The 24,169-nt window shown below is 70.8% G+C and carries 20 protein-coding genes; 12 read left to right on the top strand and 8 right to left on the bottom strand.

Annotation, left to right across the window (positions count from 1 at the left end; all coding sequences use genetic code 11):
• Positions 1-40: 40 nt before the first annotated feature.
• The 6 genes from ACI2K6_RS06675 to ACI2K6_RS06650 form a co-directional block, all read right to left on the bottom strand.
• Complete coding sequence (locus tag ACI2K6_RS06675; RefSeq protein WP_404568297.1) at positions 41-1,480, bottom strand: aldehyde dehydrogenase (NADP(+)); 1,440 nt, start codon at positions 1,478-1,480, stop codon at positions 41-43.
• Positions 1,477-2,598, bottom strand: coding sequence for a mandelate racemase/muconate lactonizing enzyme family protein (locus tag ACI2K6_RS06670; RefSeq protein WP_323987200.1), 1,122 nt, complete (start codon positions 2,596-2,598; stop codon positions 1,477-1,479). Before ACI2K6_RS06670 ends, ACI2K6_RS06675 begins: the two co-directional genes overlap by 4 nt.
• Positions 2,595-3,494, bottom strand: a complete 900-nt coding sequence (locus ACI2K6_RS06665) for a 5-dehydro-4-deoxyglucarate dehydratase (protein WP_404568296.1) — start codon at positions 3,492-3,494, stop codon at positions 2,595-2,597. Before ACI2K6_RS06665 ends, ACI2K6_RS06670 begins: the two co-directional genes overlap by 4 nt.
• Positions 3,491-4,426: an NAD-dependent epimerase/dehydratase family protein gene (locus ACI2K6_RS06660; RefSeq protein ID WP_404568295.1), complete on the bottom strand. Its 936-nt coding sequence runs from the start codon at positions 4,424-4,426 to the stop codon at positions 3,491-3,493. The genes ACI2K6_RS06665 and ACI2K6_RS06660 overlap by 4 nt, the downstream gene beginning before the upstream one ends.
• Positions 4,423-5,757, bottom strand: coding sequence for a Gfo/Idh/MocA family protein (locus tag ACI2K6_RS06655; protein ID WP_274178332.1), 1,335 nt, complete (start codon positions 5,755-5,757; stop codon positions 4,423-4,425). The genes ACI2K6_RS06660 and ACI2K6_RS06655 overlap by 4 nt, the downstream gene beginning before the upstream one ends.
• Before the next feature lie 121 nt (positions 5,758-5,878).
• A complete protein-coding gene (locus ACI2K6_RS06650) occupies positions 5,879-6,871 on the bottom strand; it encodes a LacI family DNA-binding transcriptional regulator (RefSeq protein ID WP_114589134.1) in 993 nt (330 codons plus the stop codon).
• Positions 6,872-6,933: 62 nt separating this feature from the next.
• Between ACI2K6_RS06650 and ACI2K6_RS06645 the strand changes: the two genes are divergently transcribed.
• A complete protein-coding gene (locus ACI2K6_RS06645; RefSeq protein ID WP_404568294.1) occupies positions 6,934-8,019 on the top strand; it encodes a M24 family metallopeptidase in 1,086 nt (361 codons plus the stop codon).
• A gap of 127 nt (positions 8,020-8,146) precedes the next feature.
• Here ACI2K6_RS06645 and ACI2K6_RS06640 read toward each other — a convergent pair whose 3' ends face one another.
• Positions 8,147-9,649, bottom strand: coding sequence for a DUF222 domain-containing protein (locus ACI2K6_RS06640; RefSeq protein WP_404568293.1), 1,503 nt, complete (start codon positions 9,647-9,649; stop codon positions 8,147-8,149).
• A 103-nt stretch (positions 9,650-9,752) separates the two neighbouring features.
• Here ACI2K6_RS06640 and ACI2K6_RS06635 point away from each other — a divergent pair, with 103 nt between their 5' ends.
• Positions 9,753-10,022 carry a hypothetical protein gene (locus tag ACI2K6_RS06635; protein ID WP_282502031.1) on the top strand — a complete coding sequence of 90 codons (270 nt, stop codon included), beginning with the start codon at positions 9,753-9,755 and terminating at the stop codon, positions 10,020-10,022.
• A gap of 10 nt (positions 10,023-10,032) precedes the next feature.
• Here the strand turns inward: ACI2K6_RS06635 and ACI2K6_RS06630 are convergent, their stop codons facing one another.
• The gene (locus tag ACI2K6_RS06630) at positions 10,033-11,991 is read right to left on the bottom strand and encodes a DUF6807 family protein (protein WP_404568292.1); all 1,959 of its coding nucleotides are present in this window, start codon (positions 11,989-11,991) and stop codon (positions 10,033-10,035) included.
• A 200-nt stretch (positions 11,992-12,191) separates the two neighbouring features.
• On the opposite strand from ACI2K6_RS06630, the gene ACI2K6_RS06625 reads away from it, so the two are divergent.
• From ACI2K6_RS06625 to ACI2K6_RS06580, 10 genes are all read left to right on the top strand, one after another.
• Entirely contained in the window at positions 12,192-12,929 is a 738-nt protein-coding gene (locus ACI2K6_RS06625) for a hypothetical protein (protein WP_404568291.1), read from the top strand.
• A 50-nt stretch (positions 12,930-12,979) separates the two neighbouring features.
• Positions 12,980-14,746 carry an ABC transporter ATP-binding protein gene (locus tag ACI2K6_RS06620; RefSeq protein WP_404568290.1) on the top strand — a complete coding sequence of 589 codons (1,767 nt, stop codon included), beginning with the start codon at positions 12,980-12,982 and terminating at the stop codon, positions 14,744-14,746.
• A gap of 103 nt (positions 14,747-14,849) precedes the next feature.
• Positions 14,850-15,803 (top strand): hypothetical protein, encoded by a 954-nt coding sequence (locus tag ACI2K6_RS06615; RefSeq protein WP_404568289.1) that lies wholly within the window; start codon positions 14,850-14,852, stop codon positions 15,801-15,803.
• Between the two features lie 183 nt (positions 15,804-15,986).
• Positions 15,987-17,285 carry an ABC transporter substrate-binding protein gene (locus tag ACI2K6_RS06610; protein WP_274178338.1) on the top strand — a complete coding sequence of 433 codons (1,299 nt, stop codon included), beginning with the start codon at positions 15,987-15,989 and terminating at the stop codon, positions 17,283-17,285.
• Between the two features lie 71 nt (positions 17,286-17,356).
• Positions 17,357-18,349: a carbohydrate ABC transporter permease gene (locus ACI2K6_RS06605; protein WP_112616385.1), complete on the top strand. Its 993-nt coding sequence runs from the start codon at positions 17,357-17,359 to the stop codon at positions 18,347-18,349.
• The gene (locus tag ACI2K6_RS06600) at positions 18,346-19,272 is read left to right on the top strand and encodes a carbohydrate ABC transporter permease (protein WP_120263486.1); all 927 of its coding nucleotides are present in this window, start codon (positions 18,346-18,348) and stop codon (positions 19,270-19,272) included. Before ACI2K6_RS06605 ends, ACI2K6_RS06600 begins: the two co-directional genes overlap by 4 nt.
• Before the next feature lie 2 nt (positions 19,273-19,274).
• Positions 19,275-19,943: a hypothetical protein gene (locus tag ACI2K6_RS06595; protein WP_274178339.1), complete on the top strand. Its 669-nt coding sequence runs from the start codon at positions 19,275-19,277 to the stop codon at positions 19,941-19,943.
• A gap of 40 nt (positions 19,944-19,983) precedes the next feature.
• On the top strand, positions 19,984-21,264 hold the full coding sequence (locus tag ACI2K6_RS06590; protein WP_274178340.1) for an ABC transporter substrate-binding protein: 1,281 nt from the start codon (positions 19,984-19,986) through the stop codon (positions 21,262-21,264).
• A 66-nt stretch (positions 21,265-21,330) separates the two neighbouring features.
• Positions 21,331-22,854, top strand: coding sequence for an alpha-N-arabinofuranosidase (locus tag ACI2K6_RS06585; protein WP_282502036.1), 1,524 nt, complete (start codon positions 21,331-21,333; stop codon positions 22,852-22,854).
• A 186-nt stretch (positions 22,855-23,040) separates the two neighbouring features.
• The gene (locus ACI2K6_RS06580) at positions 23,041-24,165 is read left to right on the top strand and encodes a Gfo/Idh/MocA family protein (RefSeq protein ID WP_269267530.1); all 1,125 of its coding nucleotides are present in this window, start codon (positions 23,041-23,043) and stop codon (positions 24,163-24,165) included.
• The last annotated feature ends 4 nt before the right edge of the window (positions 24,166-24,169 follow it).

The following is a 24,169-nucleotide window of genomic DNA, read 5'->3' as shown; positions in this document are numbered from 1 at the left end:
CCTACGGGAAGCGTTTTCCGTTCGCGCCGGCATCCGGCCGTTACGGCAGCACGAGCACGCCGTTACGTCGGTGCGGGGTTCTCTCGAGCGACTCGTCACGCAGTTCGCGCGGCAGCAGCGCGGCCGGCGCGTCCTGGAAGACGAGCGGCCGGAGAAATCGGCGGATGGCGGTGGCCCCGACGGAGGTGTGCAGCGAGGTCGTCGCAGGCCAGGGCCCGCCGTGGTGCTGCGACCAGGTCACCGCGACGCCGGTCGGCCAGCCCGCGAACAGCACGCGTCCGGCGCGCTCCTGCAGGAGCGCGAGGGTCGCGGCGACGTCGTCGCCCGGCTCGGAGTGCAGGGTGGCGGTGAGGCTGCCGGGCACGGCGGCGAGGGCCGCGTGCACGTCGCCCTCGTCGCCGTACTCGACGAGGAGGGTGACGGGGCCGAAGCACTCCTCGAGCAGGACCTCCGGACGGGCGGCGACCGCGGACGCGTCCGACACGAGGACGACGGGTCGCGCGCCGTCGCCCGGGACGCCTTCTGCCGCCACCCGCACCGACGCGTCGGCCTCGAGCGCGGCGATCCCTGCCGGGAAGGCCTCGGTGATGCGGTCGGTCAGCAGCGGGCCGCCGGTCGCGCCGTGGGCGGCGGCGGCGACGGACTCGACGAATCCGCTGCCCCGGGGAACGAAGACGACGCCGGGCTTGGTGCAGAACTGACCCGCCCCCAGGGTGAACGATGTCACGAGTCCGCGGGCGAGCTCGTCGCCGCGGGCCTCGGCCGCCGCGGGCGTCACGACCACGGGATTCACGCTGCCCAGCTCGCCGTAGAAGGGGATCGGGTCCGGTCGCCCGGAAGCGAGGTCGAACAGGGCGCGGCCGCCCGACACCGAGCCGGTGAAGCCCGCCGCCCGAACGAGGGGATGCTGCACGAGGGCGTTGCCCGCCTCGCGACCTTCGACGAGCGCGAAGGAGCCTTCCGGCGCTCCGGCGCCGTCGAGCGCGGCGACGGCGATCTCGGCCGTGCGGCGAGAGAGCTCCGGGTGCCCGGAATGCGCCTTGACGATCACCGGGTTGCCGGCGGCGAGAGCGGACGCCGTGTCGCCGCCGCACACCGAGAACGCGAAGGGGAAGTTCGAGGCGGAGAACACCGCGACGGGTCCGACGCCCACCAGCAGGCGACGCAGCTCGGGCCGGGGCGGCGTCGCCGCGGCATCGGCCTCGTCGATCGTGATCTCTCGGAACGAGCCCTCCGTCACGACGTCGGCGAAGAGTCGCAGCTGTCCCGTGGTGCGGGCGACTTCGCCGCGCAGGCGCGCCTCGCCGAGTCGCGTCTCGCGATCGGCGATCGCGACGAGCTCGTCAGCAGCGCCGTCGAGGGCGTCGGCGAGAGCGCGCAGCCAGGTGGCGCGCGTCGCGGCATCCGAATCGCGCCAGATCGGGGCTGCGGCGGACGCCGCGGCGGCCAGCTCGTCGATGCGATCAGGGGTGGTGGTCATCGGTGTTCCTCGCGGTCGTCAGTGGTGAAGTGTCCGTCGGTGAAGCGCAGGCCCAGGCCGAGGTGGTCGGTCTCGCGGAGCCGTCCGTCGCGGATCACGACGGGGGAGGGGCCGCGGAGGGCGCCCAGCTCGGCGAAGCCGGCATCCTCCACGTCCTCGACCCAGGGTTCGGCCGCGCCGCCGGGGAGGGTCAGTGCGAGCTGGCCCGACAGCTCGGGCAGCAGATGCGGGTGCAGCTCGGCGCCGGCGTCCTCGGCGATCGCGGCGATGCGTTGCAGCGGCGTGATCCCCCCGACGCGCACGATGTTGGGCTGGACGATCTGCGCGGCGCCGCGTCGCAGCACCTCGGCGAAGCGGTACGCGGTGTGCAGGTTCTCGCCCACGGCGATCGGAATGCGCGGTCCGCCGCCGAGGCGCCGTGCGAGCTCGGCGTGTCCGTCGAGGTCGTCGGCGCGCAGGGGCTCCTCGATCCAGTCGGGTCGGACCTCGGCGAGGACCTCGAGCGACCGCGTCGCGCGGGCCAGGTCCCAGCGCTGGTTCGCGTCGATCATCAGGCCCCGGTCCGGGCCCAGCACCGAGCGGACGGCGCGAAGGCGGTCGAGGTCCTCCGCGACGTCGGGCTTGCCGACCTTGACCTTGACGGCGGTGAACCCGCGCGTGACCCACCGCTCGACCTGAGCGACGAGCTCATCGAGTGAGTAGTGGAGGTTCACGCCGCTTCCGTACACGCGGGCGCTCTCGCGGCGCCGTCCGATCAGCGTCGAGACCGACGAGCCGGCCGCGCGAGCCGCGGCATCCCAGAGCGCCAGGTCGAGGCCCGCGAGGGCGATCGTCGTCACGCCACCACCGCCCGCCTCGTGCAGGTGCTCCCAGAGGCCCTGCCATGCGCCGCCCGGCTCGGCGGAACGTCCCACGGCGGCCGGTGCGACGTCGTGTCGCAGCAGGGCGAGCACAGCGTTCGCCCCGATCTGCGGGGTCCACGAGAAGCCCCACCCCTCGGCGCCGTCACTGCGCTGCACGTGCGTCGCGATGACGCCGACCGAGGTGACGTCGGCGGCCCACGGGCGGGTGAGCGGGACCCGGATCAGGCGCGCTGCGAGCGCGGCGATCGTCGTCACAGCAGGGCGCGCCCGGCATCGAGGATCGCCGCGAGGCGGCGTTCCTGGTCGGCGGTGGGGTCGACGAGCGGGGCGCGAACCCCGCCGACGGCCTGCCCGCTCAGGCGCAGGCCCGCCTTGATGAGCGAGACGCCGAACCCGGGCGTCTCGTCGCGGAGCGCGACAAGAGGTGTGTAGAACGCGTCGAGCAGTGCCAGGCGACGCTCCTCGTCGTGCTCGACGTAGGCCCGGTAGTACGCGTTCGCGACCTCGGGCGCCATGGCGAAGGCTGCGGACGAATACAGCGGCACGCCGATGCCGCGATATGCGGCCTGCGTGAGCTCGGCGGTGAGGAGCCCATTGAAGAACGCGAAGTCGTCGCGACCGGCGTCGGCGATCGCGCGGACGATGAGCTGCGTTGTGCCGATGTCGCCGGTGCCGTCCTTGAACCCGACGATCCGCGGGTTCTCGGCGAGACGGCGCATCGACTCGGGCGTGAACTGCGCGTTGGCGCGGTGGTAGACGATCACGGGCAGATCGGATGCCGCGGCGATCGCCTCGACGTAGGCGACGAGTCCCTCCTGCGGCCCGCCGACGAGGTAGGGCGGCAGGGCGAGCAGGGCGTCGGCCCCGGCATCCGCGGCAGCGCGGGCGGTCTCGAGGGCGTGGCCGAGCGGACCCCCGGTCCCGGCGACGACGGGCACGGCGCCCGCGACGCTCGAGACGGCGGTGCGGACGACCGCGGCCGCTTCGGCGGTCGAGAGCGCGTGGAACTCGCCCGTGCCGCACGCGGGGAAGACACCGCCGGCTCCTTCCTCGACACCGCGGCTCACGTGCGATGCGAGCAGTTCGTGGTCGACGGCGCCGGAGGCGTCGAACGGGGTGACGGGGAAGAAGAGGATGCCGTCGAAGTTCATACCGGCACGTCCTTTCGGGTGTCGGTGCGGGAGGGTTCTTCGGTCAGGGCGTCGCGCCACGAGTAGCGGGGCGCCCAGTCCAGCAGGCGACGCGCCTTCGCGTTCGAGAACGCGGGCGCCGTGCCGGTGAGGACGGCGGAAGCCTTCTCCGTGCCGGGGTGGAAGCTGGGGATGAGCTCGGCGAGCGGGCGGCGGGCGAGGGCGTCGTCGGCTCCGACGAAGAAGGTCTCGGCGTTCGGGATCGTGGGCAGAGCGGACAGGAGAGCGTCGGCGAAGGAGGCGACGTCGCGCGCGTCGACGTAGTTGAACAGCGCGGGAGCGGCGAGGCTCGGATCGTCGAGGCGCTCGCGAACGGTGTGGCCCTGCTGCGTGGGGGCTCCGCGCCACTCCTCGGGTGCGATCACGTAACACGGGCGGAAGGCGGCGAAGCGTACGGCGTCGCCGGTCTGTCGGTGCAGCATCCGCATCGTCTGCTCGATCACGAGCTTCGACAGGGCGTAGCTGTTCCACGGCCGTGGCGGCGTGTCCTCATCGAGCGGGAAGCGGTCGGGCACCCAGCCGCGCGGCGCCCCGTAGCCCAGCACGGTGGGGCTGGAGGCGGCGACGATCCGCGGGATCCCTGCGGTCACGGCACCGCCGAGCACCGAGACGGCCAGGGCCGCATTCGTGCGCATGATGACGTCTTCGGGGGCGCTGAAGGGGACGGCGATCGCGGCCAGGTGGATGACGGCGGTCGCCCGCTGCGCGCGGAGCGCCGCGGCGGTGGCCTCGGCGTCGAGCAGGTCGATGGCGAGTTGGTCGGCGCCCTGCAGCTCGGGGGCGTCCGAGACCGTCCGGTCGAAGGAGACCACCCGATGCCCCGCGGCGACGAGGCCGCCGACGAGGCTGCGACCGAGGCGGCCGGAGCCGCCGGTGACGACGACCCGGCTCATCGCCGGCCGTCGAGCAGTCGGATGCGGAGCTCGGAGGTGTGCACGGGAAGACCCGACGCCAGCGACAGGTTGCCCGCGATGCCCACCGCGATCGAGCGGACGCCGTCGGCCCAGCCGGCGGGTCGAGCCAGCGGGTCATCGCCGGGGCCGACGAAGACGTCGGCGAGCAGCAGGTCGTCTCCGCCGCCGTGGCCGCCCTCGCCCGCCTCGATCGGGATCTCGACGGCGTCCTCCCAGTGGCGCTGGACGATCAGTCGTTCGCCCTGCGGGCGGAGGGAGGCGGGGCCGGCGGAGTCGACGGCCGAGGGGTCGAGCACCGGGTGCAGACCCTCGTCCTCGAGGACGGCGCCGCGCTCGACCACCTCGAGCTCGGCGCGGCCCTCGGTGCCGTTGACGGCGACGCGGTAGCCCTCCCACGGGGCGTGGGCGTTCAGCGAATACGACATCGTCGCCCCGCCGGCGTAGTCGACGACGAGCGCGAGGTTGTCCTCGATGGTGATGCCCTCGCCGAACACGTCGCGATCGCGAAGGTAGCCGTCGTGGCTCTCCGCTTCGAGGTAGAGCGCGCGCAGGCGTTCGTCGTCGCGGAGGTCGAGCTCGAACGGGTCGTGGCGGCCGTCGTGCGTGCCGCGCTGCGGCCGCTCGCCGAGATCGCGGGCCCGGGCGTTCTCCGCCCCGTAGAACCGCAGGCCGCCCGAGGCGAACACGCGGCGCGGCTCGTCGCGGATCCACCAGTTGACGAGGTCGAAGTGATGACTCGCCTTGTGGACGAGGAGGCCGCCCGAGTGCTCCTTCTCGCGGTGCCAGCGGCGGAAGTAGTCGGCGCCGTGCTTCGTGTCGAGCATCCACGAGAAGTCGATCGAGGTCACCCGCCCGATGCGGCCGTCCTGGATCACCTGGCGGAGGGCGCTGTTGCGCGGCGAGTAGCGGTAGTTGAAGGTCAGCACGACCGATCGACCGGTGCGCTCGACGGCGTCCTCGATCGCCGCCGCGCTCGGCGCGTCGATCGTCAGGGGCTTCTCGACCACCACGTCCGCGCCGGCATCGAGCGAGCGCACGATGAGGGATGCGTGCAGGTCGTCACGCGCGGTGATGATGACGCGTTCGGCGCGAGAATCGCGGATCATCTGCTCGAGGTCGTCCGGCGACCACAGCGTCGGGGCGGGCACGCCGCGCTCGACCAGCTGATCGCGGTAGTGCTCGGCGCGTACCGGGTTCGGCTCGCAGATCGCGACGAGCTCCGCCCGATCGGCGTGGGTCCCGGTGATGGCGTCGACGTACATCTGGGCGCGGTGTCCCGCGCCCACCAGGGCGTACCGCGTGCGGGTCATGGCTCTCCTTCGTGCCAAGAGCTGAGAGGCCGTCTATGTGGGAAAGCGCTCTCAGGAAACGTTTTCTCAGCCTAGCACGAGCCCTCCTCCGGACGCGAGGCTCAGGCCGAAGGTGAGCGGCTCAGGCCGCGGGAGCGCCGGTGCTGCCGCGGACGATGACGTCGGGCGAGACCGTCACGGCGGGCTCGGGCGTGCGGCCCGTCAGCAGGTCGTGCAGCGCCGACCACGCTCGCGCGCCGAGCTCGCCCATCGGCACGGCGGCGGTCGTGAGTGCGGGGGAGGTGTACCGCGCGAAGGGGATGTCGTCGAACCCCGCGATCGAGAGTCGGCCGGGCACCGGAATGCCGCGTTCGGTCGCCGCGCTCAGCAGCCCCATCGCCGACAGATCGTTGAATGCCAGCACCCCCGTCGCCCCTGACGCGAGAACATCGTCGAGAGCGCCGGCGCCGCTGGCGAAGTCGACCCCGGCGGGGATCTCGGCGATCTCGCAGTCCGCCAGCTCGCGTCGCGCGTCTTCGAGTGCAGACAGTCGCTGCCCGCTCGAGGCGCTGCGCGCCGCGCCGGCGAGGTACGCGAATCGGCGGTGTCCCTGCGCGTAGAGGTGGTCGATGATGGCGCGCAGAGGCGTGCGATAGTCGGCCGCCACGCTCGGAGCGTCGCCCGTGCGGTTGACCAGGACCACGGGGGCGACGTCGGCGACGACGTCGGCGAGCTGGTCGTCGCTCATGCGTGGCGCGCACAGGATCAGTCCGTCCGAGCGCCGCCGCGACTCCAGCGCGAGCAGGCGCTCCTCGTCGACGTTCTCGTCGGAGTCGGCGATGAGCACGTGGTAGCCGTCGGCGACCGCGGCCCGGCTGAGGCCGCGCAGCATCCCCTGGAAGGTGGGGTTCGCCAGGTCGGGCACGACGACCGAGATGGTCTGAGTGCGGCCGAGCACGAGGCTGCGCGCGAGCGGATTCGCCGAGTAACCGAGCTGCGCGGCCGAAGCGCGCACCCGCTCGGCGAGAGCCGGATCGACGGTGGCGTTGCCGTTCATGACGCGCGAGACGGTGGCGAGTGAGACGCCGGCGTGCGCGGCGACGTCGGTGATCGTGGTCTGCTTCGCTCCGGCCATCGTTCCCCCGCCCTTCGTCCGGCCATACTATGCGAGGAAACGTTTTATGACGGGAGACGACGATGTCTGCGATCACGACCGCGACGACGGAGCGCGACGTCAAGCGCCGTCGCCTGGCAGCCGTTCGTGAGGATGCCGGCGCCGATGCGCTCGTGCTCTCGTCGCATGAGGCGCTCTCGTGGTACCTCGGCGGTATTCGGACGCACGTCTCGTTCGCGGGTCCGCCCGTGCTGGCCGTCCGCGTCGCTGAGGGCGGCGACACTCTCTTCGTCTCGGCGAACGAGGCCGACCGGCTGATCGCGGAGGAGCTCGCGCCGGCGGATGCCACGCGCGTCGTCCGGGTTCCGTGGTTCGAGTCGGTCGTCGCGCACGCCCGGGCCGGTGCTCCCGGCGGGGCCTCGGAGGCGCGCGGGGAACTCGTGGTCGGCGAGGCGGAGGTCGGCGCCCATCTTCGGGCGGCGCGTGCCGCGCTGGTGCCGGAGGAAGTCGATCGCTATCGGACGCTCGGTCGTGAGGTGGCCGAGGTGTTGACGGATGTCGCCGCGGAACTCTCTCCCCTCATACCCGAGCGTGCCGCGGCTGCCGGGCTGGCTGCCGGACTCGTGGCACGCGGTATCGATCCTCTGGTGGTGCTGGTGGCGGGAGAGGGGCGGTTGGCCCACCGGCATCCCCTTCCGACGGAGTCGCCGCTCGGCGCACGTGCGATGCTCGTCGTCTGCGGACGTCGCCGCGGGCTCATCGCCAACGCGACCCGCTGGGTGGGTGCGGCCGGTGGCGATGACGCACGCATCCTCGAGGTCGAAGCGGCGTTCTTCGCGGCGACTCGGCCCGGCGCCCACCTGGACGGAGTGTTCGCTGCGGGGTGTCGAGGCTACGCCGATGCGGGGTTCGATCCGGACGAGTGGGAGCGCCACCATCAGGGAGGGCCGACCGGATATGCCGGGCGCGATCCGCGGGCGACGGCAGGGACCCGTGATCTCGTGCGCTCGCCGCACGCATTCGCGTGGAATCCGAGCGCGCCCGGGGCGAAGGTCGAAGACACCGTAGTCGTCACGGACGCGGGCGTCGAGGTGCTCACGGTCGACCCGAGGTGGCCTACGACCACGGTCGGCGGAATCGCCCGGCCCGTCGCGCGCCCGTTCTTCTGAAGCGCGCCGTGCCGACCTGTGCTCCGCTCGAACCTGAGCGTGGGTTCGCGCGTGCGCATGTGCGCGTGTGTCGTTCGGGCAGGCGCGGAGGGGCCTCCGCACGGGGTGCGGCAAGGGGATGAACACGTCAGAACGGCGGCTCTGACCCGAGGAAGGTATGGAATCGCCGCTCTCGCCGCTGTGCCGGGGACAAAGCGCCGGGCGATCGTCCATCGTCCCGCCTACCCGGTGGTCGATCGGTCGTGACGGCGACCGTGAACGCGACGAGTGGTGGTGGTGCGTCTTCGCGGTAGATCCGTCCGGTCGGTGAGCTCCACACCAGCTTCCCGCCGGGGAGTTGTCGGACGTGCCATCGGGTGTGGTGTTTGACGTCGTGGTGTCTCTTGCAGAGGTGGGCGAGGTTACGCACGTGCGTCTGCCCGTCGTCGGATGCGGCGATGGTGTGGTCGAGTTCGCAGCGGATGGCGGGTTGCCGGCATCCGGGGAATCGGCAGTGCCGGTCCCGCGCGCGCAGCAGCCGGATCATGGCGGCGGTGGGCCGGTAGCTGTCGCATTGGAGGACGGTGCCGGTGACCGGGTGGGTCAGCAGCCGGTCCCAGGAGGTCGCGTTGCCCGCGAGCTCTCGCGCGGTGGCCGCGTCGATGGGCGAGCGCCCCGCCAGACCGGCAGGCCCGTCGTCTTGCCCGATGAGGGTGAGGGCGGACACGGCGACCTGCACGTGCGCCCGGATCTTGCCGAGGGTTCCGTCGCCGTCACCGGTCGCGGTGGGGTCGAGGGCGGGCGCGCCGGCGAGGAGGAGGTCGCTGAACACGTCGGCGCGGACCTGGTCGATGGTTCGCACATCGTCGTTGAACGTCGACCCGTCGCAAAGGGTCGTATCGGCGTCGGTTATGCCGCCGTTCGCGTCGGTTCGAGCACCGTCCGGCATGGCACCGGCGGCATCGGCGTGCGCGCGCGCGTTGATGATCTCGCGCGCCTGTCGGGTGAGCCGGTCGTCGACGATTCCGTCGGCGATGACGGTCGGGAGCGTCGCGATCAGGTCGGACATCCCGTCCGGCCCGGCCTGCACCCGCACGCACCGCCCCGCCGCGGCCTCCGCGTGTCGTTCGGTGAACGAGCGCGGGTGCGTCCGCTCGGCCAGCATCCGCAGCGCGTCCCGCACGCGGTTCGGGGTCTCGCCCTCGCACCGCTCGATCGCGACCCGCTCGAACTCAGCCCGTTCGGCCGCGGGGACGAGGCATCCGATCTCCTGGATCACCCGCACGTGCCCCCGGACGATGCGTCCGTCCTCCCAGGCGGCCATCGTCACCGGATAGTTCTCGACCAGGTCTCGGGCCTCGTCGATCCGGCGTTGCAACGTCCGGTCGGTCGCCACGAACACCCCGGCCAGCTCGGCGGCGATGCCACGTAACGCCATCTCCCGGGCCTTCACGCGCTCGGACGCGCCAGCCGCCTGCCTCTCGGCCAGAACCCCAGCCGCGGCGAGCACCCGAACCTCCCGAACCTGCACGGCCCGTGCGGCATCCGAAACCCGCTCAGCATCCGCAACGAGAACGGCGAGCGCGTCGACGTCGCCGTCGCTGCCCATCCCACCGCCCGCCCGGCTACCGAGCCCGCCATTCGAATGCATGTTCGAACACTGTCACGAACCTCCGACATCACCCCGCGGCTCTCCACAGCCCCCATCCCACGCCCCGCGCCGCATCGCCATCGCGACTCGGGATGATGGAGCCATGCCTCGATACCTTGTCGTCGACGCGGACCTGGCGGGTTTCGCGCAATATCAGCAGCTTGAGGCGGATGCCGATGGGCTCTGGTGGGTCGTGCGGCAGATCGATGAGCACCCCGCGGGTGCCCGGCGATACGGCGCCGGTGCGGTCGTCGTCGACGATTGGGGGATGCTCTCCGATCAGCCCTCGACCGCGTCGGAACTCGACGACGATGAGCTCACGACGCCCATCACCGCCGACGAGTTCGAGCGCCGCTGGAACGACGCGTGCTGACGCGTTCGGGTCAGGCGAGGAGCGCCGCGACCTCCGCGTCGGTCAGCCGGCCGTCGGCGACGAGGAGCCGATAGGCGCGCCGTACTGGAGCGCCCGGGGATGCCGCGACCGCGCGGTCCCAGGCCAGCGCGGCTCCGATGCCGGGATAGTCCGCGACCCGGACGAACCACGGATCGCCGGCAGACGACTCGTCTGCCGCAGCGAGTGCGACGGTGGCCTCCGCAGCAGCGCCGCCGGTCGGGCCTGCGAAGGCCGCCGACCATGCGAGCCACGGCGCGACCGTTCCGTGCACCGCCTCCTCGCCACGGGCCGAGAACGTGCGCACGTCGACGCCGACGCAGGCGGGGAGGCGCCACGCGAGCCCGCCGTAGCCGCCGCCCACGCGACCGTTGCTGCCCGGACCCCCGAGCATCACGGTGCGGTCGGTCGATGACGACAGCTCGAACGACAGGGTGATGACAGCGGCGCGCTCGTCGCGATGGATCAGCCGCACCTCGCGGCGCTCGCGCATGACGACGCTGCCGTCGGGGCCGATCCAGCGCAGATCGAGAACCGCGCCGTCGGCGATCCGCTCGACGCCGGCGATCTCGATGCGCCCGTGATCGTCGCGCCAGATGTAGTCCTCGCCCGGGGTGTAGGTGCGACCACCCCAGAAGTTCGTGCCGTCGACATCCTGCAGGGCGACGCTGACACCGAGGTGCCAGTCGTGGTCGGCGGGATGGTGGTCGGTCACGGTCACGCCGCCGGGGGTGCGGAGCGGATGCAGGTACGGGCGCGGGCTCGACGACCGCGCGGTGCCAGCGCCGTCGACGAGCTCCGCCAGGGGCGAGCCGTCGCCCGGCAGGGTCAGCACGATGTCGCGAGCCGTGCGCCGAGCCCAGGGAAGGTGCAGCTCGGCGAAGGTCGCCTCGGCGTCGACGGCGCGGACCACGGCGTCTTCGATGCCGTCCACGATGAGCCGCCGGGCGGGGCCCTCGCCGCGCGCAGTGACGAACGCGGGGTCGATCTCGTGCGGCGCGGTGCGTCCCACGGCATCGATGACCGCGACGAACGCGCCCGAGGCTGACAGGGGCGACAGCAGCGCGACACCCTCGTCGCGATGATCGAGGAGGTTCTCGAGCAGGTCGTCACGCTCGAAGCGTTCGCTGCGCCCGTCGACCTCGACGATGTCCTCCGTGTAGAAGAAGCGTGCCGAGCGGCGGCGGCCATGCACCTCGACGTACGGGTCGACCTGCTCGTCGGCGCACAGCGTCAGCCCCGCGGTGACGCGGATGCCGCGCGTCGTCGACACGCGCAGCAGGCTCGTGTCGTCGCCCTCGATGGCGTTGGCGCGGTAGAGATCGGCGGTGACCTGCGTGATGTCGGCGACGGCTGTCGTGCCGGCGATCGCGAGAGCGGTGGCGGTCGCGTGGGCGAGCGGGTTGGTCGTGACCCCGTCGACGACGGCGACACCGTCGAGTTCGCGGCGCCCGGCCCAGCGGCTGCGCTCCCAGTACGCGCGGTCGCGCGCCCAGAGTCCCACGGCTCCGATCGCGCGGACCGGGCCCAGGTCGAACTGGTCGTCGGCGAAGGCTCGAAGCGCCCGCGACCCGAGGCTCTGGAAGCCCACCTGCACCCGCGCGCCCGACCGCGCGGCGGCGTCCTCGAGCACGCGCAGGTCGGCGAGGGTCAGCACCGGCGGCTTCTCGAGGTACAGGTCGATACCGCGGTCCACGACGGTGCGCGCGAGCTCGAGGTGGGTATGCAGCGGCGTGGCGACGATGACGACATCGACGTCGTCGGTCGCGGCGAGCAGGGTCGGCAGGTCGGGGAAGACGCGGGTGTGTTCCGGCAGGGTGCCCGGTGCCGGCGGGCGGGGGTCGGCCGCCGCGACGAGCCGCACGCGATCGCCCAGACGGCGGAGATTGTCGAGGTGCACGGTTCCGTAGCCGTGGACGCCGACGAGGGCGATGGTGGTGGTGCGTGGCATCCGATTCTCCTGACGTCGCTCCCATCATGCCAGCAAGCGCTTTCCCATGGGTCTCGCGACGCGCGCTGACGTCTTCGGGTGGGAGCGGTGAAGCGACACCCTACGGCAGGCGCCACCGGCCGTCGATGGGGAGCGCTGCCCGCGACGGGCCCGGGTGCCAGGCATTAGCGTCGAGGCACATCGATCCGAGGAGAACCGCCATGGCATCACCCGCATCCCGCACCCCGCGCACGCGACTGAACGCCGGGCTCGTCGTCGCGGCCCTCGGCCTGGCGGCGCTGACGGGCTGCACGCCGGCGGGTGGACCGAGCGGAGCGGCCTCGAGCGCTGCGCCCGAGACGACCGCGGCGTCGCCCTCGGCGTCGGCGCCCGCTGCGGCATCCGGTGCGCTCGACCGCACCGAGCTCGCCGACCTGTTCAGCGGCATCCAGTTCCGCCCCGCCCAGTACGACACGATCGCCGCGATGCTCGAGTCGATCTATCCCGGGTTGACGGTCTCGGACGCCGGGTGCCTCGCTCCCTTCGGCGCCGGGTGGGAATCGGCCGGCGATGCTGTCGAATGGGGCACGAGCAACGACCGATCGATGACGGCGGTCGTGGCCTCCGCGGCCGACGACGCAGCCGCCGAGGCGCTGGTGGCTCAGGCTGAGGATGCCATCGCGCGCTGCGCGGACGGGCAGGAGCTGTTCGCCATGCAGGGGGTGCCGGTCACGACCTCGGTCGAGCCGTTCGATCTCCCCGTCAGCGGCGCGGACGATGTCCAGGGGTGGCGGGTGACCGGCGACGTGGGCGGCTCTCCGTTCGCGCTCGTCGGCGCGACGGTCCGCACGGGTCAGAACGTCCTCGCGCTCGTGGGCTGGGATCCCGAGGCGAGCGCGGACTACGTGCCGCAGGCGACGCAGCTCTTCGTCGACCGCATCGCGCAGGCGGCCGGCTGATTCGCGCCGAGGGGGTGTGCACGGTCGCGACGGGCGCCTAGCATGGTCGCGTGGCACGGAAACCGCTTTCCCATCCCGCGGGCCTGATCGACGGCGCTCATCCGGCGCGATCCGTCCTGCGGCTGCTCGCCCGTCGCCCGGGGCGCATGAGCGTCGCCGTCGGCGCTTTCGCGCTGAAGGAGATCCCGATGTGGTTCCTCCCGGTGATCACCGCGGCGATCATCGACATCGTCGCGGGCGGGGGTGAGGTCTCGGCGGTCATCGGCTGGTTCCTGCTGGCCGCGGCCCTGCTGCTGCAGAACTACCCGAACCACATCCTCTACACGCGCAGCTTCATGACCGTCGTGCGCGACACCGGGGCCGACCTGCGCAACGCGCTCGCCGCGCGGCTGCAGAGCCTGTCGATCGGATACCACTCGCGGGTGAGCTCCTCGATCGTGCAGACCAAGGTGGTGCGCGATGTCGAGAACGTCGAGCTCATGCTGCAGCAGGTCACGCATCCGCTGCTGTCGGCGACGATGGTGATGATCGGCGCCCTCACCATGACCGCGATCGCGGTGCCCCAGTTCCTGCCGGTCTACGCGCTCGCCGTACCGATCGCGATCGGCATCCGGTACGGCATGCGCAACCGCTCGCGCGAGCGCAACGCGGTCTTCCGCCGCGAGGTCGAGGTGTTCTCGGCACGCGTGGGTGAGATGGCCTCGCTCATCCCGGTCACCCGCGCCCACGGCCTCGAGGAGACGGCCGTCACGCGCGTCTCGCGCGGCGCCGAGGGAGTGCGACGCGCGGGTCTTCACCTCGACATGCTCAACGGTCACGTCGCCTCGATCTCGTGGGTGGCGATGCAGCTGCTCGGCGTCGGATGCCTCGTGCTCGCCGCGATCTTCTCGCTCACCGGCATCCTGCCGATATCGCCCGGCGAGGTCGTGCTGCTCTCGACCTACTTCACGCTGCTCACGCAGGGGCTCACCCAGCTCCTCATGCTGATCCCGGTCGGAGCGCGCGGGCTCGAGTCGGTGCGCTCCATCGCCGAGGTGCTGCAGGAACCCGACCTCGAGCAGAACGAGGGCAAGCGCCGCGTGGATCGCGTCGTCGGCGACATCCGGCTCGAGCGCGCCAGCCATCGGTACGCGGGGGCGAGCGACGACGCGCTGCACGAGATCGATCTGCACATCCCCGCGGGCCGTACCTACGCGTTCGTCGGCTCGTCCGGATCAGGAAAGTCCACGCTGCTGAACCTCGTCCTCGGGTTCGTTCGCGCGACGAGCGGGCGGCTGACGATCGACGGGGCCGACGTGCAGGAGCTCGACCTGCGGACCGTGCGCCGCGCGGTGTCGGTCGTGCCGCAGGAGTCGGTGCTCTTCGAGGGCACGATCCGCGAGAACGTCGCCTACGGGCTGCCCGACGTCTCCGACGAGCGCATCGAGCGGGCGCTGCGCGACGCCAACGCGTGGGAGTTCGTCAGCGACCAGCCGGCCGGGTGGGACACCGTGGTCGGCGAGCGGGGCGCGCGCCTGTCGGGAGGGCAGCGGCAGCGGCTCGCGATCGCGCGGGCGCTGGTGCGCAATCCCCGCATCCTGCTGCTGGATGAGGCGACCTCGGCGCTCGATCCCGAGTCGGAGGAGCTCGTGAAGGACGCGCTCGCGCGCCTCATGGCCGGCCGCACGACCCTCGTGGTCGCTCACCGGCTGTCGACGATCCGGCGTGCCGACCGCATCATCGTGCTCGAGCGCGGGCGGATCGTCGAGCAGGGTTCGCACGACGACCTGCTGGCCGCCGCCGGCCGCTACGCCCACCTCCACGCCACCCAGTCCTGACCCTCCCCCCTCACCCCTCCGTCGACTCGCCAGAAGGTGCGGATGCCGGTGCCCCCGGATCCGCATTTCATGGCGAGTCGACGGGTATAAGACAGGAGAACTCATGCTCAGGGAGATCTATCGCGACCCGGTGTACGACGGGGCGACCGATCCGGTGGTCGTCATCGAGCCGGGCGACGGCGGATGGTGGATGTTCTACACGCAGCGGCGGGCGACGCATCCCGACCCGGGGCCGGGCGTCTCCTGGGTGCACGGCTCGCGCATCGGGGTGGCGCGCTCGCGAGACGGCGTCGATTGGCAGTACGCGGGCACCCTCGAACCGGATGTCGGCGGGCTCGAACTGACCGCCGGGCAGCCTCCGGCCGACGTCGACCGCACCCACTGGGCCCCCGAGGTCGTCTTCGACGGCACCGGATGGCGGATGTATCTGACCGAGATCGACGGTGTGCCCGATCGCTGGCCGGGTCATGCCCGCACGATCGTCGCCTACCGCTCGACCGACCTCGTGTCGTGGCACCGGCTCGGACCGCTCGATCTCGCGAGCGACCGCGTCATCGACGCCGGTGTGGCCCGCGGTCCCGACGAGAAGTGGCGGCTTTGGTACAAGGATGAAGCCGCCGATTCCGTCACCCGCGTAGCGGTGTCGGAGGACCTCGAGTCGTGGAGTGACGGCGGGGTCGCGATCGGCGGACGCCCGCACGAGGGGCCGAGCGTCTTCGAGCTCGACGGCCGCTGGTGGATGATCGTCGACGAGTGGCGGGGGATGGGTGTCTTCGTCTCGGACGACACCGTCCACTGGGTGCGCCAAGGCGGTCCCGACGACATCGTCCTCGGCGCGGGGGCCGTGCCCGGCCGAGGGTTCGGGCACCACGGCGCCCCCGTTCGCGACGACGACTCCCTCTGGTACTACTTCTTCGCACAGCCGGCCACGACCCCGGATGCCGGTGGCGACGGGGCCGGTGCGTACGACGTCGAGGCCCGCCGGTGCGCCGTCTACCGAGTGCGGCTGCGTGTCGACGCGGGTCGGTTGGTGTGCGAGGCTGAGTCGACGCACTGAGACCGGTAACAGTCGCGAGATCACGGGTCGGAATCGGTTGACCCGACTTCCTTGCGAAACGTTTCATCGCGTAGTACCGTTGCCGGCAAGCGCTTTCCCAACCATCGGAGGCGCGCACCTGCACACACGGACAATGGACGTTCGCGCGCACCGAGACGACGACGTTCGGCAGAGAGGACAACGATGTTCAACAGAAAGCGGGCACTGGCCACGGTCGCCATCGCGACAGGCGCCGCGCTCACCCTGGCGGGCTGCGCCGGCGGAGAGACCCCGGCCGCGGATGCCACATTCGACCCGGATGAGAAGGTCACCCTGAACCTGGCGTTCTGGGGCAACGACGTTCGCGCACAGCTCTACAACGAGGCGATCGCCGCGTTCAACGAGGAGTACCCGAACATCACGGTCAACGCGACGTTCCTGACTTTCCCGGAGTTCTGGGAGAAGCGTCAGACGGAGGCCGCGGGCGGCGGGCTGCCGGATGTCATGCAGTTCGACTACTCGTACCTGCGCCAGTACTCCGAGAACAACCTCCTGCTCGACCTCGACCCCTACCTCGGCGAGATCATCGAGACCGATGCCCTGCCGCAGAACATCCTCGACATCGGTGTCGTCGGCGACACGACTTACGGCATCGCGACCTCGACGAACGCGTGGGGCATGTTCACCAACCCGAAGCTGCTCGAGCAGGCGGGCGTGGAGGACTTCGCCGGCGGCTCGTGGGACGACTACTCCGAGTGGATGGCGAGCGTCACGGACGCGTCGGGCGGCGCCTACTGGGGTGGCACCGACTACACCGGACGCATCCAGAACTTCGAGCTGCAGCTGCGAGCCGAGGGGTCGCAGCTGTTCGACGAGGACGGCGAGCCCGGGTTCGACGAGGAGCGGCTGACGCAGTTCTGGGAGGACGGCGCCGAGCTCCGCGAGAGCGGAGCCGTGATCGGCCAGCAGCGCCTCGAAGAGGCCCTGCCGCTCTCGGGCTTCGACGCCGCGCTGACGGCGAGCGAGCTCACGTGGGACAACTTCGGCGGCGGCTACCTGGGCAACCTGGGCGAGGGCTACACCGAGCTCGGTCTCGTCGCGCCGCCCGTGACGAAGGAGGGCGCGAAGGACCTCTACCTCAAGCCCTCGATGCTCCACACGATCTCGGCGAAGACCGAGCACCCCGCGGCCGCGGCGACGCTCGTCAACTTCCTCGTGAACTCGCCGCAGTCGGGTGAGATCTTCGGCACCAACCGTGGCCTTCCCGCCTCGCAGACCGCCCTCGACGCGGCCGACCTCGACCCGCTGAGCCAGCAGGTGAAGGAGTACGAGGAGTCGATCGCCGACCGCCTCGGCGACGCCCCGCCGGTCCCGATCGTCGGCTACGGCACGATCGAGGAGGAGTTCCGCAAGCTCGGCACCGAGCTCGCCTTCGGCACCATCACCGTGGATGAGGCCGTCGAACGCTTCTTCTCGCAGATGGACATCACCCTCAACGGATGACCCGATCCCGCGGGCCGGCGCACGGCGCCGGCCCGCGGGCCCCGCATCCTCCCCGCATCCTCAGGAGCATCGTGACCACTACCGCCACACGGGTGATCGTCACCAAGGACTCGTCGCGTCGCGGCCTGGTCCGGAAGCAGCGGCCCGAACATCTCGATCGCCCCGGCGCTCGCAAGCGCGCCGTCCGCGAGAACATCGCGGGCTACGGCTTCCTCCTGCCGTGGCTCGTCGGATTCTTCGGACTCACGCTCGTGCCGATGGCGTATTCGCTGTACCTGTCGTTCACGAGCTACAACATCTTCTCGCCGCCCAAGTGGGTCGGCATCGACAACTACATCCGACTCTTCACCAACGACCCGAGCTTCATGCAGTCGGCGCAGATCACCCTGATCTACGTGCTCGTGGGCACCCCGATCTCGCTCATCGCCGCACTTCTGATCGCGCTGCTGCTGAACTACCGCGACAAGGGCGCGGCCTTCTTCCGGTCGGCGTTCTACGCCCCGTCGCTCATCGGGGCGTCGGTCTCGGTCGCGATCGTGTGGCGCGCGATGTTCGCCACGGACGGTCCCGTCGACAACGGCCTGAACGTGTTCGGCATCGAGCTCGGCGGCTGGATCGGCAACCCCGGCCTCATCCTGCCGATGATGATCCTGCTCGCGGTCTGGCAGTTCGGTGCCACGATGGTCATCTTCCTCGCCGGCCTCAAGCAGATCCCGAAGGAGCTGTACGAGGCGGCCGAGATGGACGGAGCCAACGCCCTCCGCCGCTTCCGCGCGGTCACGGTGCCGATGCTCTCGCCCGTGATCTTCTTCAACCTGTTGCTCGGGCTCATCGGGGCGTTCCAGGTCTTCGGATCGGCCTACATCATCTCCAACGGCACCGGCGGCCCCGCCGGCATGACGAACTTCATCACGGTGTACCTCTACAAGACCGGATTCGCCGACGGACGCATGGGTTACGCCGCCGCGATCGCCTGGGTCCTCCTCGTCGTCGTCGCCATCATCGCCCTCATCCTCTTCCGCACCCAGAAGTCGTGGGTGCACTACTCGGGAGACAACCGATGACCACGTCACCCACCTCACCGCTGACGAGCGAGGCCATCTTCGCCGAGCAGCAGACCACGCCGATGCCGCCTGCCCGGCGCCGCGTAAAGCGCAAGACCTGGCAGACGATCATCTGGTTCGCCGTGCTGATCGTCATCACCGCGGTCGTGCTCTACCCGCTGGTCTGGCTGCTGCTGTCGACGTTCAAGCCCAACAGCGAGTTCGGCCAGAACATGGGCCTGCTGCCGAACGCGCCGACGATCGAGAACTACATCAAGGTCGCCGAGGGCATCGCGGGCGTCCCGATGTGGCGGTTCTTCGCCAACTCGCTGCTCATCGCCGGCGTCTCGGTGATCGGAACCGTGTTGTCGTCGGCTCTCGCGGCCTATGCCTTCGCCCGCCTGCAGTTCAAAGGGCTCGGCATCCTGTTCGCCGCGATGATCGGCACGCTGCTGCTGCCGTTCCACGTCGTGATCATCCCGCAGTACATCATCTTCAACAATCTCGGGATGGTGGACACGTACTGGCCGCTGCTGCTGCCGAAGTTCCTCGCGACCGAGGCGTTCTTCGTCTTCCTCCTCGTGCAGTTCATCCGGCAGATGCCCCGCGACATGGACGAGGCCGCGAAGATCGACGGCGCGGGACACCTCCGCATCTTCTGGTCGATCATCCTGCCCCTGATCAAGCCGGCGCTCATCACGTGCGCCATCTTCAGCTTCATCTGGGCGTGGAACGACTTCCTCGGCCCACTCCTCTACCTGACGAGCCCCGAGAACTACCCGCTGCCGATCGCGCTGCGCCTCTACAACGACCAGACCTCGTCGAGTGACTACGGCGCGACGGTGACGGCATCCTTCATCGCCCTGGTCCCGATCCTGCTGTTCTTCATCGTCTTCCAGAAGTTCCTGGTCGACGGCGTCGCCACCCAGGGTCTGAAGGGCTAGCGATGCCGACCGACGAGCGTCCCCGCACGCGGCGCGAGGAGCGCGCCGCGGTGCGGGCCGACCGCTCCGGCAGCGGACCGACACTCGAGGGCCGTCCGCAGCTGCGGCATCCCGGTGCGGCGGGGGCGTTCGCGCTGCTCGGCGAAGTGCTGCTGATCGGACTCCTCATCGGCGCCGTCTCGCTCGCCGTCGTCACTCTTCCGGTCGCGCTCGCGGCGGGGGTGCGGCATCTGCGCCGCTACGTCGCCGCCGACGACTCGCGGCTGTCGCTGTTCTGGGCGGATGTCCGCGCAGGGCTGCTGCCGGGGGCGGTCGTCGGTCTCGCGGCCCTGGTCGTGGCGCTCATCCTGCTGCTCGACATCGACCTGGCCCGATCGGGATTCCTCCCGGGCGGCGTCGTGATCGAAGCGGTCGGCTGGGCGGGCCTCGCCGCGCTCGCCGTCGCCCTCCTCACCGCGGCCGGCTCCTGGAGCCCCGAGCTCGGGTGGCGCGGAGCGGTCCGAGCGATCCCGGATGCCGCGCGCGGCGACGTCGTCGGAAGCCTCTACCTCCTCGCCACGGCGGCCTTCGTCGTGATCGTGACGTGGGCGCTGCCGCCCCTCTTCGTCGCCGGCATCGGCTGCGCCGCGCTCGCGGTCGTGGCGATCCCCGCCCGGCCCCGCCGCACCTGAGACCCGTCCCCCCGGGCCCGCTCCCGATGAAAGGACTCCCATGAAGGCACACCGCCTGCTCGCCACCGTCGGCATCGTCGCCGCCGGTGCGCTGGCACTGACCGGATGCGGCGGCGCGCAGACGCCTCCCGCAGCCGCATTCGACCCCGACGAGAAGGTCACGCTGACCTACGCGTTCTGGGGCAACGACGACCGGGCGAAGCGCTATGACGAGCTGATCGCGGCATTCAACGAGGAATACCCGAACATCACCGTCAACGTCAGCTTCACCGACTTCCCGAGCTACTGGGAGAAGCGGCAGACGGAGGCGGCGGGCGGGGGACTGCCGGATGTCTTCCAGTTCTCCGACAGCTACCTGCGTCAGTACGGCGAGTCGGGCAATCTGCTCGATCTCGCGGAGGTCGCCGACCAGATCGACATGACCACCTTCGACGACGGGCTCCTGGGCACCGGCGCGCTGGGCGGCACGCAGTACTCGCTGCCGACCGGGTACAGCCTGTGGGCGAACTTCGTCAACGACGACCTCGTCGCGCAGGCCGGGGTCGCGGCGCCCGAAGGGGGCACCGACTTCGCCGAGTTCGACGAATGGATGGCCGAGGTCACCGAGAAGACAGGAGGCGCCGTCTACGGAGGCACGGACTACACCCAGCGCATCCAGGCCTTCGAGCTGGTGCTCCGCGCAGACGGCGGCAACCTCTACACCGACGACGGCGAGCTCGGGTTCACCAAGGACCAGCTGCGCGAGTTCTGGGAGAGCGGCGCCGGCCTGCGCGACGGTGCGGCCGTGCCGCAGCAGCGGCTCGAAGAGCTGTCGCCCAAGTCGGGCTTCGGGGCCGCGCTGACCGCCAGCGAGATGAGCTGGAGCAACTTCCTCGGCGGCTACCTCGCCGACTCGGGCGCCTCGTCGATCTCGATCGTCGCACCGCCGACGGCGAAGGAGGGCTCGAAGGACCTCTACCGCCAGGCCGGCCTGCAGGTCGCGATCTCGGCCAAGACCGAGCACCCGCAGGCGGCCGCCCTGTTCCTCGACTTCGTCGTGAACTCCGAGGCCGCCGGTCAGGTCTTCGGGACGACGCTCGGCTTCCCCGCGTCGACCTCGAAACTCGCCGGCGCGACCCTCGAGGGCGCCGACAAGCAGGTCGCCGACTACATCGAGTCGGCCGCGGACCGCATCGGCGATGCGCCGCCGGTGCCGGTGGCCGGATACGGATCGCTCGAGCAGACGTTCTGGGAGCTCGGCAAGTCGCTCGGGCTCGGAACCACGTCGGTGGACCAGGCTGTCGACCAGTTCTTCTCCGAAGCCGAGGTCGTGCTCGGCTGAGGAAGACCGCCACGTCGGGGATGCCGCGCGCGGAAGCGCGGCATCCCCGCTGACCCAAGGAATGACATGACGCCGACGAACGCCGCCATCGACCCCCGTTTCGAGATCTCCCGCATCGATCGCCGTATCTTCGGCGGCTTCGTCGAGCATCTCGGCCGTCACATCTACGACGGCATCCACGAACCCGGTCATCCGTCCGCGGACGCCGACGGTTTCCGGTCGGATGTCGTCGAGCTCGTCCGCGAGCTCGGGGTGTCGACCATCCGCTATCCCGGCGGCAACTTCGTCTCGGGATACCGGTGGGAGGACGGTGTCGGGCCGCGCGAGGAGCGGCCGCGACGTCTCGACCTCGCCTGGCACTCCACGGAGACCAACGAGGTGGGCCTGCACGAGTTCGCGCGCTGGCTCGAGCTCGTGGGCAGCGATCTCATGCTCGCCGTCAATCTCGGAACGCGGGGCACGCAGGAGGCGATCGACCTGCTCGAGTACGTCAACGCCGACGCCGACACCGCGTGGACCCGAAAGCGCGTCGCGAACGGGCGGCGCGACCCGTTCGGTGTGCGGATGTGGTGTCTCGGCAACGAGATGGACGGCCCCTGGCAGCTGGGTCACCGCAACGCCGACGACTACGGCAAGCTCGCCTCGCGCACGGCCAAGGCGATGCGGATGCTCGACCCCGACGTCGAGCTCGTGGTCTGCGGCTCGTCGGGCAGCGGCATGCCGACGTTCGGATCGTGGGAGCGCACGGTGCTCGAGCACACGTTCGACGACGTCGACTTCATCTCGTGCCACTCCTACTACCAGGAGCGCTTCGGCGACGCGCGGGAGTTCCTCGCGTCGGGCGTCGACATGTCGCGTTTCATCGAGTCGGTGGTCGCCATCGCCGACGCGGTCGCGGCGACGAAGAAGAGCGACAAGCGCATCATGATCTCCTTCGACGAGTGGAACGTCTGGTACCTCCACAACGACGACGGCGGCCAGGACGACAAGCCGCGCGAGCCGGGCTGGCCGGTCGCGCCGCGGCTGCTCGAAGACCAGTACCACGCGTTGGATGCCGTCGTCTTCGGTGACCTGCTCATCACGCTCCTTCAGCACAGCGACCGCGTGCGGTCGGCATCTCTCGCGCAGCTCGTCAACGTCATCGCCCCGGTCATGACCGAGCCCGGCGGCCCGGCATGGCGACAGACGACGTTCTTCCCGTTCTCGCTCACGTCGCGCCTCGCGGGGGAGCGCGCGATCTCGGTCGCCGTCGAGTCCGGGACGTTCGAGAGCGAGCGCTTCGGTGCGGTGCCGAACGTCAACGCCGTCGCCACCGTGGACGACGACGGCGCGACACTGTTCGTCGTGAACCGTTCGACAACCGACGCGGAGGACCTGCGCATCGACGTGTCGGCTCTCGCGACCGATCCCGGTGCAGCGGTGTCGATCGTTGAATCGCACCTCCTCCACGACGACGACCGATATGCCGCGAACACGCTCGACGACCCCGACCGGGTCGGCGTGGTTCCGGTGCCCGGGATCGCGCTCGACGACGACGTTCTGTCGCTGTCGCTGCCCCCGATCTCGTGGGCGGCCATCCGCCTGGGCTGAGCCGCTCCGGCACCCCGCGAGCACAGGGTTGCGCCCGCGGGTGACAGCCATCTACAGTATGGGAAAGCGCTTACCACCCCACCGGTGAGCGGACGAAGCAAAGGAACGCCCGTGTCAGAGACGACCACCCTCAGCCCCGCGCCGGAGACGGCGACCGCCCCGCAGGTCCGCGAGATCGGCATCATCATGAACGGCGTCTCGGGCCGGATGGGCTACCGCCAGCACCTCGTCCGCTCGATCCTCGCGATCCGCGACCAGGGCGGCATCGAGCTTCCGGACGGGACCAAGGTCACGGTCAAGCCGCTCCTCGTCGGTCGCAGCGAGGCGAAGCTCGCCGACCTCGCCGCCAAGCACGGCATCGAGGACTACACGACCGACCTCGACGCCGCTCTCGCCGACCCGCGCTGGGAGATCTACGCCGACTTCCTCGTCACGAAGGCCCGCGCGTCGGCGCTGCGCAAGGCGATCGCCGCCGGCAAGACGATCTACACCGAGAAGCCCACCGCAGAGTCGGTCGACGAGGCGCTCGAACTCGCGAAGCTCGCCGCCGAGGCGGGGGTGAAGACCGGTGTCGTGCACGACAAGCTCTACCTCCCGGGCCTGCAGAAGCTGAAGCGCCTCATCGACTCGGGCTTCTTCGGCCGCATCCTCTCGGTGCGCGGCGAGTTCGGCTACTGGGTGTTCGAGGGCGACTGGCAGCCCGCGCAGCGCCCGAGCTGGAACTACCGCGCCGAAGACGGCGGCGGCATCATCGTCGACATGTTCCCGCACTGGAACTACGTGCTCGAGAACCTCTTCGGCGACGTCAAGACCGTCTACGCCCAGGCCGCCGTGCACATCGCCGACCGCTGGGACGAGAAGGGCGAGCACTACACCGCCACGGCCGAGGATGCCGCCTACGGCGTCTTCGAGCTCGAGGGCGGGGTCGTCGCGCAGATCAACTCGTCGTGGACCGTGCGCGTCAACCGCGACGAGCTCGTCGAGTTCCACGTCGACGGCACGCACGGCTCCGCCGTCGTGGGGCTGTTCGGTGCGAAGATCCAGCCCCGCAACGCGACCCCCAAGCCGGTGTGGAACCCCGACCTCGAGGACACGCACGACTACGACGCCGACTGGCAGAACGTGCCCACCAACGACGTCTTCCTCAATGGCTTCCGTCAGCAGTGGGAGGAGTTCCTCACCTCGTACGTGACCGAGACCCCGTACGAGTTCGACCTCCTCGCAGGGGCCCGCGGAGTGCAGCTCGCCGAGGCGGGCCTGCAGTCGAGCCGCGAGGGCCGCAAGGTCGAGCTTCCGGCGCTGAGCATCTGAGCGC

Source organism: Microbacterium sp. NPDC006705 (assembly GCF_044903545.1).
Taxonomy (GTDB): Bacteria; Actinomycetota; Actinomycetes; order Actinomycetales; family Microbacteriaceae; genus Microbacterium; species Microbacterium plantarum.
Note: the sequence above shows the minus strand (reverse complement) of the source record. Positions and strands in the feature narration are given on the sequence as shown.